The 15,271-nt window shown below is 60.8% G+C and carries 8 protein-coding genes; 2 read left to right on the top strand and 6 right to left on the bottom strand.

All coding sequences use genetic code 11. The features are described from left to right. Nucleotides 1-203: 203 nt before the first annotated feature. Complete coding sequence (locus SGJ19_01430; GenBank protein ID MDZ4778896.1) at nucleotides 204-1,466, bottom strand: PQQ-binding-like beta-propeller repeat protein; 1,263 nt, start codon at nucleotides 1,464-1,466, stop codon at nucleotides 204-206. 450 nt (nucleotides 1,467-1,916) lie between these two features. Between SGJ19_01430 and SGJ19_01425 the strand changes: the two genes are divergently transcribed. After that, nucleotides 1,917-3,716, top strand: a complete 1,800-nt coding sequence (locus SGJ19_01425; GenBank protein ID MDZ4778895.1) for a hypothetical protein — start codon at nucleotides 1,917-1,919, stop codon at nucleotides 3,714-3,716. A gap of 226 nt (nucleotides 3,717-3,942) precedes the next feature. Here SGJ19_01425 and SGJ19_01420 read toward each other — a convergent pair whose 3' ends face one another. The 5 genes from SGJ19_01420 to ffh form a co-directional block, all read right to left on the bottom strand. Further along, the gene (locus SGJ19_01420) at nucleotides 3,943-4,497 is read right to left on the bottom strand and encodes a hypothetical protein (GenBank protein MDZ4778894.1); all 555 of its coding nucleotides are present in this window, start codon (nucleotides 4,495-4,497) and stop codon (nucleotides 3,943-3,945) included. 95 nt (nucleotides 4,498-4,592) lie between these two features. Beyond that, the gene (gene rplS / locus SGJ19_01415) at nucleotides 4,593-4,970 is read right to left on the bottom strand and encodes a 50S ribosomal protein L19 (protein MDZ4778893.1); all 378 of its coding nucleotides are present in this window, start codon (nucleotides 4,968-4,970) and stop codon (nucleotides 4,593-4,595) included. A gap of 183 nt (nucleotides 4,971-5,153) precedes the next feature. Next, nucleotides 5,154-5,852 (bottom strand): tRNA (guanosine(37)-N1)-methyltransferase TrmD, encoded by a 699-nt coding sequence (gene trmD / locus SGJ19_01410; protein ID MDZ4778892.1) that lies wholly within the window; start codon nucleotides 5,850-5,852, stop codon nucleotides 5,154-5,156. 14 nt (nucleotides 5,853-5,866) lie between these two features. Next, nucleotides 5,867-6,250, bottom strand: a complete 384-nt coding sequence (gene rpsP / locus SGJ19_01405; protein ID MDZ4778891.1) for a 30S ribosomal protein S16 — start codon at nucleotides 6,248-6,250, stop codon at nucleotides 5,867-5,869. 129 nt (nucleotides 6,251-6,379) lie between these two features. Next, a complete protein-coding gene (ffh, locus tag SGJ19_01400; protein ID MDZ4778890.1) occupies nucleotides 6,380-7,858 on the bottom strand; it encodes a signal recognition particle protein in 1,479 nt (492 codons plus the stop codon). 509 nt (nucleotides 7,859-8,367) lie between these two features. On the opposite strand from ffh, the gene SGJ19_01395 reads away from it, so the two are divergent. Then, a partial coding sequence (locus SGJ19_01395) for a lamin tail domain-containing protein (protein MDZ4778889.1) occupies nucleotides 8,368-15,271 on the top strand: 6,904 nt, incomplete at its 3' end.

Raw genomic sequence — 15,271 nt, 5'->3', positions numbered from 1 at the left:
GCTTTGACGCGCGGGGGAAGGACTTGGCGCTGACGCTTGCGGACGCGGCCGGTAACGATTGTTGAGAAAGTCTTCATCGAACGAAAACAAACACGCCGTCTCACCTTCTGGCGAGACGGCTTGTTTCGTTCATGGATACGCGCCGGGTGGCTGGGGTCGAATGTACTCATTCGCCCCCAGCGGAACCGATTTCGGGGCGCGCTCTAAGGCTGCGTCACTTCAATCCGATACAGCGCCGTGTCGCTCCGCAAGAAAATGGCTTGCTCCGCCACCGCATAAGAAGCCAGCGTGCGCCCAGTAAGCGAGTTCTTCGCCAGTTGCTGGTAGCTGATCCCCGGCGCAATCACCGTCGTCTGACCTTGCTCGTCCTGAAAGTAAATGCGCCCCTCAGCGAACAGCGGCGACGCCGAATAGTTCCCGCCCAACCGTTTCTGCCAGTGCTGCGTGCCCGTAACCGCATCCAGACAACTCGCCACGCCGTTGTCGGACACCATATACAACTCATCGCCGACCACCAGCAGCGACGGCGTATTCGGCCCGGCCTTATCATGTTTCCACGCGACATGCGTCTCGGTCACGTCCCCGGCGCCGTCTGGGCGAATCGCCATCACCACCGGCGAGTTGTACCCAGTGCTGATATAGATCATGCCATGCGCGTACACCGGCCGCGGAATCACCGAATACCCGTCGTAACTCGCGAACCAAATCACTTCACCCGTTTGCGGATCAAATCCGCTCACCACGTTGCTGCCCGGGATCACTACTTGCTCGCGGCCGTTCACTTCGATCACTTGCGGCGTGCAAAACGAAAAAGTCTTCTCGGCCGGCACTCCACGCTCATGCCGCCATACCAGCTCGCCCGTTTGCTTGTTCAGCGCAGCCACGAACGGCGCTTCACCGCCGTCGCAACTGAAAATCAACAACTCATGCCACAGCGTCGGCGACCCCCCGTTGCCATGCACGGGCGGGTAACGCAGCTCCGCGTTACGCCACAGCACGCTTCCTTCCAGGTCGAGGCAAGCGGTGCCTTCATGACCAAAGTGAACGTACAGCCGATCCCCTTCGACAATCGGCGTCGGACTCGCATGGCTGTTCTTCTGGTGAATGCCCGGCGCCGTTTCCGCGACTTCGAGAAACACCTCCGTGTTCCAAAGCAGCGCGCCAGACTTCGAATCGACGCACAACGTGCGGAGCGAAAGATCGCTCTTTTCCGCCATGGGGTCTACAGGCACGGCGGTCGTCAAATAAACGCGCCCATCAACCACCACCGGCGACGACCATCCGCTACCCGGCAGTTCCACTCGCCAAGCAATGTTCTCAGTGTCACTCCAAGTGAGCGGCAGACCAACTTCGGAGGAGTGCCCCGAACCCTCCGGCCCCCGAAACTGCGGCCAATCTCCAGCCAGCAACGATCCGCACGACAGCAACACCAGGCCCGCCGCCAACACCGCAACGCAATTTCGCATAAATCAATTCACATCAATCGTGGAACTCGGGAAATCTACGGCCAGCGACGCGAGCCATCATAGTCCCACCAACCAACCCCCGGCAACCTGACCGCCCTCCGATCTCCCTTTCCAAACTTTCGCGACTTTTCGCGTTTTTCGCGGTTAAGTCCTGATTCCGAGCGGGCTCGTGTCTGCCGGGGCATGTTTGCCCGGATTTCGGTCGCTGGACGGGTCGCTAGTGATGTTCTACCTTTGAGCCGAGAGCCAGCGGCGCGGGAATTGCGGCCTAAACGCGATCTTCATCAATCGCCGTTTGAAACCGGCCATCCGGTCGCTTGGTAGAGCTTTGAACTTAACCTGTTTCGGGTTGCGCTCGCGGGATGGCTGGCCGACGCCAGTCGCCGAAGGATGAAATGCCGCGGCGGGCCCTGTGCTTATTTGTGGGCACGACTCTTAGAGGAGAAGCTGATGTTCCGGAAACTCTGTTTGAGCGCCGCGACGGCGGGGATGCTGTGGGCAGCCCCGAGCCTATGCGTGGCCCAGGAAGCAGCCACGAAGCCGGTCTTGTCCGTGGCGGTGAGCGGCGTTCAAGAACTGATTGACGACCTGGATTACCTCGGCGACCTGGCCGGTCAGCCTGGGTCGGGCCAGCAGTTGGAAGCGATGAGCGTGTTCTTCACGCAAGGTCACGGCCTGGAAGGCGTCGATCGCAAGCGTCCTTGGGGCGCCGCCGTGAATGCTACGGAAGACGGCCAATTCCAAGTGCTGATCTTCATCCCCGTCGCGAAAATGGAAAAGTTGATGGCCACCGTGGCCGTCTTCACCGGCGAGCCGGAAGATGCCGGCGACGGCGTTTGGGAATTGGCCGCGGATCGCCAGAGCGTGTTCGCCAAGGAAAACGACGGCTGGGCGTACTTCGCGCAATCGAAGGAAGCGCTGGAAAACCTTCCGGCGGACCCGATCAAGTTGCTGGGCGGCCTCAGCGAGCGTTACGACATCGCCGCGCAGGTCCACGTGCAAAGCTTGCCGGAACCGATGCGAGAGATGTTCATCGACCAACTCCGCGCCGGCATGGAAGGCAGCATGGAGCAGGAAGAAGGCGAGTCGGACGAGCAATACAAACTGCGCACGTCGATGGCCGAGCATCAGCTCGAAGCCATGTCGCAAATGGCGAACGAGTTGGACGAAATCACGCTCGGCTGGAACGTCGATCGTCCCGCCAAGCAAGTCTATCTCGACGTCGCCACCACCGCGTTGCCCGGCAGCAAGGCCGCCGAGCAGCTCAACGCCCTCAAGACCAACGTCAAGGCTTCTCGTTTCGCTGGCTTTTTGGCCCCCGAAGCGATTTTCTCATTGCACGGCAATAGCGTGCTGAGCGAGCAGGACCGCGCCCGGACCGAAGAAACCGTCGCGGCGATGCGTCAGCAAGCGATGGCCGCCCTCGAGAATGACGAAGACCTCGGCGACGACGAAAAGGGTCTGGCCAAGCAGTTCATCGAAGACGTACTGGAACTTGCCAAGGCCCAGTTGGAGAGCGGCTCGTTCTCCGGCGGCATGACCGTTCAAGGCGAAGGCCCGATCAACATCGTGGCCGGCAGTGCGGTCCCGGACGGCGCGCTGGTCGAAGAGAAGCTGAAGAAGTGGATCACCTTGGCTTCCCAAGAGGAAAAATTCCCGAAGGTGAAGTACAACGTCGGCGAACATGAAGGCGTGAAGTTCCACGTTGCTTCGCTGCCGATCCCGGCCGAAGCGAACGACCGCGAAAAGATCGTCGCGCTGCTCGGCGACAAGGTCGACTTCACCGTCGGCATCGGCAAGGACTCCGCGTTCTTCGCCATCGGTCCCCAAGGCATGGACATGATTAAGCAGGTAATCGACGACTCGAAGAAGGTCGGCGGAACCGACGCCAAAGAGCCGGTCAGCGCCTCGCTCGCCGTCGGCAAATTGCTGAGCGTGCTCGCCAAGGTCGATGAAGAGCACGGCGAAACGTTCGGCGAAGTCGCCGCCTCCATCCAGAAGGCCGGCAGCGATCACTTCCGCATCGAATCGAAGCTGATCGAAAACGGCGGACAATACCGCTTCCTGGCCGAAGAAGGCGTCATCCAAGCCATGGCCGCCGTGGGCAAAGCCCAGCAGCAACGCCAACAACTCGAAGGCGACGACGAAGAACTCGAAGGCGACGACGCCGACGATGACTCGGACGACGACGACGACGACGACGCGGACGCGGACGACGACGATGATGATGATGAGGAAAGCGACACGTAGTTCGCGTCGCTCGATTCAGTTAGATAAAAAGCAACTGCGTCGTTCGGGCCAAGCCTCGAACGACGCCGCTTTTTTTGGTGCATAGTATATCGGCAGAAAGCGTGACGTGGGGTGCCACTGGCGGCTTGTCCGCCAGTGCTGGAGTTGGGCCGCTAGCAAGACCAACGCCGCACTGGCGGACAAGCCGCCAGTGGCACCCACCGCTTAGTTTGTTCAGCGAGCGGGGTTAGAAGTTGAAGTGATACCAAACATAAATCTTCCCAGCCTGCCGATCGCGCAGAACGACGTATTGGTCGCTCTCGCCGCCGCCGGTAAGAGATTTGCAAACGTACATTTCCGCTCGCATATCGGGACTTATTGTTTTCCACTCCGTGGGCAGGTCGTCCCAAAACTCGCCGTAGTACCAACCACGGGTTGTAAGCGGCGAAAGACCCGTCTTCTTGACAAGGAAGTCAAACAGATATTGCGAATCGTCGAACCGAATGAAGTAGGTGCAATCCCAGCCGTCGCGAACACGGTAGTACTCAGCGTTGGCAAGAATCAATCCGTTCGCTTCTGCCGCTTCTTCGAAATCAATCCACGGCTCCTTTAACGGCCGGTACAATGCCTCGCGGTTCGTGAAACCGCGGGTTGGATAAACCAATTCCTTGAGATACGCCAGCCCTCCGCACGCCACGCAAAGCATCGTCATAAAAAGCAACAGCGCGCGAAGCGTGAACTTAGCGCCGCTATGCCCGTTCGAATTGCCCGCGGTCGTGGCCATCGCCATCCAGTCTAACATCCAGCCCGATCACGAGCCTCTCAACAAAAAAAGCTGACGCCGAGTAAGCACTCGACGTCAGCCCTGTTTTGTTTTTCGCAGATCGAGACGGGCGCTTAGCCTTCGGACGCCACGACCTTGTTGTCCGTCCGCCGTTGACGCAACCGCACCGCCTTGCCGATGCGATCGCGGAGGAAGTACAGCTTCGCGCGGCGGACCACGCCGGAACGCTTCACGTCGATCGCCGCGATCCGCGGCGAATGCAGCGGGAACTTCCGCTCCACTCCTTCGCCGGACACGATCCGCCGGACCGTGAACATCTCGCTGCTGCCGGCGCCGCTCCGGGCGATCACCACGCCATTGAAAATCTGAATCCGCTCCTTGTCGCCTTCCAGGATGCGGGTATGCACGTCGACGGTGTCGCCGATCTCAAAGCGGGGCGGCTCGGCCTTCAGGCTCGATTGTTCGACGAGCGTGATGATAGTGGAGTTCATGGTTCGGGTTCCTTCGTTATGTGATTGGTTCGTTGGTTGTGTTTCAGCGCGACAATCGAGTCGCGGACATGATTGTTTCTGTAGCCGAGGTCTGCGACCTCGTTGTCTCGGAATCCATCGCTGTTTGCCGCGCCACCGACGTCAAAGACCTCGGCTACAGAAGCACGCCATCAAAACTCTCCCTCAATCCTCTGCGCCTCCGCGTCTCCGCGATTCAATCCGGTTGTGCGTCTTTTCCTCGCTCTGCCGCCGTCGCCAGCGGGCAATCTCCTGGTGATTCCCGCTCAGCAGCACGTCCGGCACGGCGAGTCCCCGGAACTCGCGCGGTCGCGTGTATTGCGGAAACTCCAGCAGCCGATCCTCGCCCGAAAATGAATCTTGTTTGTTGCTTTCCTCGTCTCCCAGCACGCCTGGCACCAAGCGAATCACGGCGTCGATCATCACCATCGCCGCGACTTCGCCGCCGTTCAGCACAAAGTCTCCGATCGAAATCTCATCCGGCTGCGTCAACAGCCGAATCCGCTCGTCGAAGCCCTCATACCTCCCGCACAGCAGCACGATGCGTTGCTTGGTCGACAACTCCTCGATCACCGCTTGGCTCAGCCGGCGACCCGTCGGGGTCAGCATCACCAAATGCCCCGGCGATTCCGTTTCCGCACGGACCGCTTCAATGCACTTGATGACTGGCTCCACCATCAGCACCATCCCGGGCCCGCCCCCGAAGGGGCGATCGTCCACGGTATTGTGCTTTCCTTCGGCCCAATCGCGGATGTTATGCAACCGCACCTCGACCAAGCCGCGCTCGATCGCCAGCTTCAACAGGCTTTGCCCCAGGTAGCCCGGGAACATCTCCGGGAACAGGGTCAGCACGTCGAATCGCATGGCGCTCTCGCGGCTTATTCAGCCGCGGTTTCCTCGGCGGGCGCTTCGACCGGAGCTTCCGCGACTGGCTCGGCCTTCTTAGCCATCTCCACCGGCTTCGGCGCCGGCGGCACGATCTTCGGCATCGCCAGACGCTCGCGCGCCGCTTGCTGCGCGGGCATGTGCGTGCCGTTCAGGCCGTACTTGCGAATCAGCACTTTCACCTTGTCGCTCGGCTGAGCGCCGACGCCGATCCAATATTGGATGCGATCGCCGTTCAGCAAAGCCCGAGCGTCGGTGTCCGTGATCATCGGGTCGTAGGTGCCCAATTCTTCGATCACCTGCCCGTCGCGCGGACGCCGCGAGTCGGTGGCGCAGATGCGGAAGAACGGGCGATGCTTGCGCCCCAATCGTTTCATGCGAATGCGTACGGCCACGACAGTATCTCTCCAGGTTCAAATGGTGAATGCGGTGTAATGATGAATGCAGAATGATGAATGACGAACAGTACGCAATTCATCATTCATCATTCTGCATTCATCATTTAGTTAATTCCTCTGCCCGCGTTTCTTACGGCGCAGTTCCTTTTCCCGTTGCTTCTTAAGCTTGTTGCGTTCGTCGGAAGTCAGACGCTTGCCGGTCCCCTTCTTCTCCCGAGCGAGTCGGGAACCGGGATCGAGCAGCCCGCCGCTTTGAAGCTGTTGAATCTTCTTGAAACGATCCTTGACCCCCATCCCGGTCATCGATTTCATCACGTCCGCCATCCCGTCGAACTGCTTGACGAGGCCGCTCACTTCCGCGGGTTCGACTCCGGCGCCCGCGGCAATCCGGCGGCGGCGGCTGGCGTCGATCGTCTTGCTCGGGTTGCGGCGTTCCTCCGGCGTCATCGAATCGATGATGCCGAACAATCGCTGCATGTCTTTGTCCGCGTCTTCGTTGGACGCCATCATGTTCGCCAGGCCGCTCATGCCTGGAATCATGCCCATCACTTTTTGCAGCGGACCAAGCTTGCGGACCTGCGCCATCGTCTTGCGGAAGTCGTCGAGCGTGAATTCGCCCTGCCGAAGCCGCTCTTCCTGCAGCAGCATTTCGTCCTGATCGAACTTTTGCTGTGCCTGCTCGAACAGCGAGACAATATCGCCCATCCCCAAAATGCGGCCGGCCAGCCGATCGGGATGAAATTCCTCCAGCGCGTCGAGATGTTCCCCGACCCCAATAAACTTGAGCGGAACCCCGGTCACCGCTTTGACCGACAGCGCCGCGCCGCCGCGAGCGTCGCCGTCGAGCTTCGTCATAATCACGCCGTCGAGTTCCAACGCGTCGTTGAACGCTTTGGCGCTGTTCACGGCGTCCTGGCCCGTCATGCCATCGACAACCAGCAGCACCTGGTCCGGTTGGCAGCGCGCGTCGATCCGCTTGAGCTGCCCCATCAACTCTTCGTCGATGTGCAGTCGCCCGGCCGTGTCCAAGATCAGGACGTTCACGCCTTCCTTCTTGGCCTTCGCCAAGGCGTTCTGGCAAACCTGTACGGGGTCCGTCGCCCCCTCTTCGGAGTAAACCGGCACGCCAAGCTGCTCGCCCAGCACATGCAATTGATGCACGGCCGCAGGGCGTTGCAAGTCGGCTGCGACCATCATCGGCCGTTGCTTCCGTTCGCGCAGATACCGCGACAACTTGCCGCACGTCGTCGTCTTTCCCGACCCCTGCAGGCCGCACATCATCAAGACAGTGATGTCTTTGCGAGCCAGGATTTCGTGATCCACCGGTCCCATCAAATTGACCAGCTCGCTATGCACGATGCCGATCAACTGCTGGCCGGGATTCAACGCGGCCAGCACTTGCTGCCCGACCGCCTGCTCCGACACCCGAGCGGTGAAGTCCTTGGCGACGCGGAAACTGACGTCGGCTTCCAGCAAGGCCTGTTCGACCAGGCGCAGCCCTTCGCGCATGTTCGAATCGGTCAGTTTGGCCTGACCGGTCAGCGTCTTGAACGCCGAGCTAAGTCCTTGCTGTAACGACTCAAACATCGCGTGCCACAGTACGGGTGAAAGCGCATCGCCGCCCCATTTCTGGACGGCGAAAACCCGTAGTCTACCGGAACGCGGCCAAACCTGGCAATGGTCGGATGAGAGGCCTGCCGCAGGAATCTTGCGATGCCCGGCGCCTTCCTGTACCTCTGGGGGGTGGTGTGGTGCTGCCTGCGCTGTAAGTGTCACGCCAGGAATGCCTTACGAAAACCCGGTAGCTTCGCACAGTCTTAACAATTTTCTTGTCGAAACCTAAAATTCCGTTTATAAGGAACAGTTAGGCGGCTCATTTCGTCGGAACTCCATCCGACGTGCCTGATCCCCTTGAAAAAAAATTGCGCCTGGCAGGCGATCCGAAGCGGCTGGAGCGGCCGTTTCGTTCGCCTTGCCCGGGCCCCGGAACAGACTCGGCGGGACGCGCGGCGACCTCTCAATAGCGTCGCTGGCGGAACCGTGTTCATGCCGAGTTAGGAAATTCGCGCCCACCACTCCCATCCAAGTCTGAATCTATGCGCCCGACACATTCCCGTCCGAAGAAGCACGGCTCGCCGGTCGAACGGCTCGAAGCCCGCTGGGTGATGGATGGATTGCCATTGATCACCGAGTTCATGGCGCTCAACGAATCCGGCATCCAGGACGAAGACGGCGATCGATCCGACTGGATCGAAATCTACAATCCCGGCCCCGACGACTTCAATCTCAACGATTGGTTTCTGACCGACGATGCCACCGAACTCGACAAGTGCGAGTTCCCGTCGCAATCGCTGACGGCCGGAAACTTTCTCGTCGTCTTTGCCTCGAACAAAGATCGCGCCATCGCCGGTCAACAACTCCACACCAACTTCGGCATCTCCGGCGACGGCGAATACCTCGCGCTGACGCGACGCAATCCCGGCAACAACCAGATTCAAGTCGTCTCGGCCTTCGATCCCACGTTCGGGCAGCAGTACCCGGACGTCTCGTACGGCGTGGAACAAAGCGTCGCCATCACCGATCTCGTCGCCGAAGGCGGCGCGGCGAAGATCTTCTTCCCAGCGAACAACAACCTGCACCCGAATTGGACGCAGCGCAACTTTAGCGACGGAGCGTTCACCAACGCCACCACGGCCATCGGCTACGAAGTGGCCGTGCCGGGCATGACGACCAAGAAGGTCAAATCGAACGGCACCGTATCGACCCTCTCGGAAGCCGAGACCTTGCTCGTTACGCCGTCGCAACAGGCCAGCGTCGTCACGCAGGTTACGGCGGTGGTGAACTTCCTGGAGACGGGCGGGACCGGAAATTTTTCCAGCGACTTGGCCTTTCCGGGCAGTGCCGTCGGAAACGATACGGATCACTTTATCACGGAGTCCGTCGGCACCGTTACGATTCCGGCCGCTGGGCAATGGACGTTCGGCGTGAACAGCGACGACGGATTCAAATTGCAGGTGGGCAATTTCACCACGCAATGCGATTGCTTGCGTGGCGCATCCGACACGTTGCAAACCTTTAACTTCCCAGCGGCGGGCAAATACCCCATCCGCTTGCTGTTCTTCGAACGCGATGGCGGCGGTGCGGTCGAATTGTTCGCCGCGCCAGGCGCGCACGGATCCTTCAACGCCAGTTTCGATCTGGTCGGCGCCACGTCCGCGGGTGGCTTAGCGGTCGAAACCGATCCTGGGGGCGGCGCCGGCGTTGGCTTCGGCAACTACATCGATACCGACGTCGAAGCCAGCATGTTCAACAGCAAGGCGACCGTTTACATGCGGGCGCCGTTCAACGTGGCCAATCCGGCGGAACTGGACTCGTTAACCTTGCGTTTGCGCTACGACGACGCGATCATCGTCTACCTCAACGGTACGGAAGTCGCGCGGCGCAACGCGCCCGCGAGCGTGGTGTACAACACGTTGGCGTCCAGCGACCGCGCCGAAAGCCTCGCGGTGCTGGAAGAGAACATCGACATCTCCGCACACATCGGGCTCCTGGTCGCCGGCCAGACAAACATCTTGGCGATCCACGGCCTGAACGACGCCCTCAACAGCAACGAATTCCTGCTCACGGCTCAACTCTCGGAAATCACCGCGAACAACGGTCAACTTCGCTATTTCCAACAAGCCACGCCCGGCGATTTCAATCCTTCCACGGGCTTTATCGATTTCGTCGCGGCCCCCACGTTCAGCGCGCCCCACGGTTGGAAGACCTCCTCCTTCAACCTGACGCTGGCGACCACTACGCCCGGCGCCCAGATTCGTTACACCACCGACGGCTCCATGCCGACGGCCTCCAGCACGCTTTACTCGTCCCCGATCAACGTCAGCACCACGCGCACCATCCGCGCCGCCGCCTTCAAGACGGGCTTTGAACCTTCGCGCGCGGAGACGGCGACATATTTGTTCATGAGCAACGTCTTGTCGCAACAGCCGAACGGCCAGGTCCCCGGCGCCGGCTGGGCGACCGACCCCACCAACGGCCAGGAAATGAACTACGGGATGGATCCCAACATCGTCGGCAACGGCACTTACGGCCCGCTGGTCGACGACGCGCTGCTCTCCATCACGTCGGTCTCCGTCGTCATGGACCTCGATGACTTGTTCGATCAGTCCACCGGCATCTACGTCAACGCCTATGGCGAAGGGCGTCAATGGGAGCGCCCCGCGTCCGTGGAACTGATCACGCCGGGGAGCCCCGAGGGCTTTCAGATCGACGCAGGTATTCGCATTCGCGGCGGTTTCAGCCGTACCGGGGACAACCCCAAACACGCGTTCCGGCTGTTCTTCCGCGACGAGTATGAAGGAGATCTGAACTACGCCTGGTTCGGCGACGAAGGCGTCGACGAGTTCGAGAACATGGATCTGCGCACCGCGCAGAATTATTCCTGGTCGTTCCAGGGGGACGGTCAAAACACCATGAACCGCGACGTCTTCTCCCGCGACCTGCAGCGAGATCTGGGCGATCCCTACACGCGCAGCCGCTACCACCACCTGTTCATCAACGGCGTCTATTGGGGACTGTTTCAATCCCAGGAACGCTCCGAGGCGTCGTTCGCCGCCAACTACTTCGGCGGCGAAAAGGACGACTACGACGTCGTCAAGGCCGAGGCCGGGCCCTACACCTTGCAGGCCACCGACGGAAATCTCGAGGCCTGGCTTCAGTTCTGGGAAGGCGCCAACGCGGTCGATGCGGCGGCGAACGAAACCGAACGATTCGCCCTGTACCAGAAACTCAAGGGGCTCAATCCCGACGGCACGCGCAACCCCAACTACGCCGTCCATCTGGATAGCCGCAATCTGATCGACTACATGCTGGCGATCATCTACGGCGGCAACCTCGATGCCCCGATCTCCAATTTCCTCGGCAACACCGCCATCAACAACTGGTACGGACTGCGCGATCGCACCGGAACCGAAGGCTGGCGCTTCTTTGCCCACGACAGCGAACACACCCTCCTCAATGTAAACGAAGATCGCAGCGGACCTTTCCCGGCCGGAGCGCAAGAGCAGCATGCCAATCCGCAGTGGATTTTCCAGCAGCTCTGGGCCAGCGAAGACTTCCGCTTGGAAGTGGCGGACCGGATTCAAGAGACGTTCTTCGGCGACGGCGCGCTCACGCCTGCCGCCAATACCGCGCGCTTCATGGCCCGCAAGAACGAACTCGATCTCGCTATCATCGCCGAGTCCGCCCGCTGGGGCGACGCGAAGCGCGAGCCGGCCTTCACCAAGGCCGATTGGCAAAACACGATCAACGGTATCGTCAACAACTACTTCCCCGCCCGCACCAACGTCGTGCTGAATCAGCTCAAGCAAGACGGGCTGTATCCGGACGTCGATCCGCCGGTGCATGTGCCCAATGGCGGCAACGTCCCCAGCGGCCATGACGTCGAATTCGCCACCATCGACGGCGTGATCTACTACACCATCGACGGCAGCGACCCGCGCCTCCCGGGCGGTGGCATCTCACCCGACGCCATCGCCTACAACAACGTCACCAACTACGTCTCACCAACTACGGACGCCCGCTGGCGCATCCCCGACGGCACCGAAGGCGCCTGGCAGCAGCCGGCCTTCAACCACAACAATTGGTCCACCGGCCCAATGCCCATCGGTTTCGACACCGGCGTCATCACCACCGGTCCCGGCTTTACCGTGCGCACGCTGGACACCAGCTCGGGCAGTATCGACTCGATCAACACCGCGTCGAATCTACTCAATGGAAACACGAACGGCTTCACCATCGCTTCGGATACATCCACGGTCATGTCGTACGTGAACCTTGGCGATTCCGGAAACTTCGGCTCGCCGCCGACCCTGCCCGTTCCCGGTACCGTGGACCGTGAGCAATACGCAATTCGCGTGACGGCGAGTATCATCATTCCCGTCGGCACCTGGACCTTGGCCGTAGGTAGCGACGACGGTTTCCGGCTGACGATCCCGAACACCACTTTTAGCAGCCGGTTCAACGACAACGGCACGCAACCGACCAACGGCTTCTCCTTTTCTTCTCCGCGAGGTCATGGTCAGTCCGGTGGCACGTTCACGGTCGCTGGCTCACCGTTGACGACGACCATCATGCTCGATTTCTACGAAGCTGGCGGCGGCGACTCCTTGGAGCTTTCCTTGGCGTCCGGTTCGCAAGGCGGATTCAACGGCAACTTCCAAATCTTGCAGAATGGCACTCTCGGCTGGAACACCACGACCACGGCGATCCCGTTCGACTTCGATCCGTTGATCGAAACGGACATTCAGGCGGCGATGCACAACGTCCGCGCCGGCGCGTACCTGCGCATGCCATTCAATGCTTCGTCCGTAAGCAGTGTGCAGGCCTTGAACCTGCGCATGAAATACGACGACGGCTTCGTCGCCTACCTGAATGGCGTCAAAGTCGCCGAACGGAACGCCCCGGCCAGCCCGACCTTCAGCAGCAACGCCACGGTCAGCCGCGCGGATCAGCAGGCCGTCGTCTTCGAGACCATCGACATCAGCAATTTCCGTCAGCATCTCATCAATGGCGGCAACGTCCTGGCCATCCACGGCCTCAATGTCTCCGCCGGCGAAACGGATTTCTTTATCGAGGCGCAACTCGATTCCTATTCCGTCGGCTCCGGCACGTCGTTGACCCAAAGCTCCATTGTCAACGCGCGCACCAAGCAAGGCAGCGATTGGTCCGCTCTCGCTTCGGCCGAGTTCTTTATCGGCACGCCCGCCAGCGCATCGAACTTGTCGATCACCGAACTCAACTACAACCCCTACGAACCGACGCCCGCGGAAGTCGCCGCAGGTTTTGTCGACGAGAACGCCTTTGAGTACGTCGAACTCCGCAATACCAGCGGCCAGACCATCGATCTGGCTGGCGTGGAATTCACCGGCCTGACGTTCAACTTCTCCGGCGCCGACATCATCGGGTTGGGGGCCAACAAATACGTGCTCATCGTGAGCAATCGCGACGCGTTCGAAATGCGCTACGGAACCGGCCTGCCCATCGCAGGCGTCTACACGGGCGCCTTGGCAAACTCCGGCGAGCCTTTGAAAGTCAGCGCCCGCAACGGCGACGACATCGACAACTTCGCATTTGACGATACAGGCGACTGGCCAGGCCGCGCGGATGGCAACGGCAGCTCGCTCGAAGTGATTAGCGTCACCGGCAACTACAACGATCCGCAAAACTGGCGTCCCAGCACGGAATACGGCGGCTCTCCTGGCAAGGCCGGTATCGGCGACTTCGCCGATGTCGTCGTCAACGAAATCCTGACGCACACCGATCCGCCCCAAAAAGACTCCGTCGAGCTTTACAACACTACCAACGCGTCGATCAATATCGGCGGCTGGTACATCAGCGACTCGAACGACAACTACGCCAAGTTCCGCATCCCCAACAACACCTTCATCCCGGCCCACGGCTACCTCGTCTTCGACGAAGACGACTTCAACCCTAACCCGACCAACCCCGGCCCGAACGATTTCTCGTTCAATGCCGCCGAAGGAGACGATACCTGGCTGCTCGCGGCGAACACCGCCGGCAAGCTCCTCCGTTTCGCCGACCGCGGCGAATTCGGCGCGGCCGCCAACGGTGTTTCGTTTGGCCGTTGGCCGAACGCCACCGGCGAACTGTTCCCCATGACCGAACTCACGCTCGGCGGACCGAACAGCGGTCCCTTGTTCGGCCCGGTCTTAATCAGCGAGGTGATGTACAACCCGCTGGCAGCGGCCGGTGACGACGACCTCGAGTTCATCGAACTTTTCAACTCCACGGCCAATCCGATCGATCTCACCAACTGGCGCATCAGCGGCGGCGTCGATCTGGTCTTTGGCGCCGGCCGCACGATCGGCGCGCTCCAGACCTTGATCGTCGTGCGCTTCGATCCGACCGATACCACGAAAGCGAACGCCTTCCGCACGCATTACAGCATCGGCCCCGAGGTCAATCTCGTCGGACCCTACGCGCCGTTGGCCCTGCTCGACTCCGACGGCACGGTTCGCCTCGAACGCCCCGACGAACCGCCCGCGAATCAACCAGAACTGATTCCGTACCTCCTCGTCGACCAGGTGAAGTACGACAACGTCGCCCCCTGGCCGCAACTGCCCAACGCCAGCGGACACTCGCTGACGCGCCTCGCGGTAACCGCCTTCGGCGATTTCTCGGCGAGCTGGGGCGGCGAGGAAGCCACCCCCGGCGACACCGATTTCGCGCCCAACAATCTGCCGACAATCTCTGCCATCGACAACCTCGCGATCAACGAAGACGGCGTCACCCCCTCGCTCGACTTCACGGTTGGCGATGTGGAAACGCCGCTCAATAGCCTGTCGATCACGCGCTCGTCGTCCAACACCACGCTCGTCCCCAACGCCAACATCGTCATCACCGGCAGCGGCGCCAATCGGAGTGTCGTAGTCACGCCCGCGAGCAATCAATTCGGCTCGGCGACCATCACCATCACCGTGGACGATGGCGACGACGAAGTCACGGAAACGTTTGTGTTGACCGTCAACCCGATCAACGATCTCCCCACGATCTCGGCGATCCCCAGTCGCTCCATCCCCGAAGACGGCAACACCGGCGCGATCGCCTTCACCATCGGCGACGTGGAAACCGCGCTCGGCGCGCTCGTTCTGACCGCGGAGTCCTCGAATACCAATCTGGTGCCGCTGGCGAATATCGTGTTCGGCGGCTCCGGAGCGAGCCGCACCGTCACCGTCACTCCGGCCGGCAACTTGAGCGGCGCCGCGATCATCACGATCACGCTCAGCGACGGAACCGGCGTCGCGATCGAAGACTTCGAGTTGGCCGTCGATTCCGTCAACGATCCTCCGACCGTCTCCGCGATTGACGACCTGACCATCAACGAGAATACGAACACCGGGCCCATCGCATTTACCGTCGGAGATCCGGAAACCGCCGCCGGAGCCCTGACCGTCTCGGCCGTTTCCTCGAATCCCACGC

The organism is Planctomycetia bacterium (assembly GCA_034440135.1).
Classification (GTDB): Bacteria; Planctomycetota; Planctomycetia; order Pirellulales; family JALHLM01; genus JALHLM01.
This window is presented reverse-complemented; position numbering and strand designations above follow the sequence as displayed.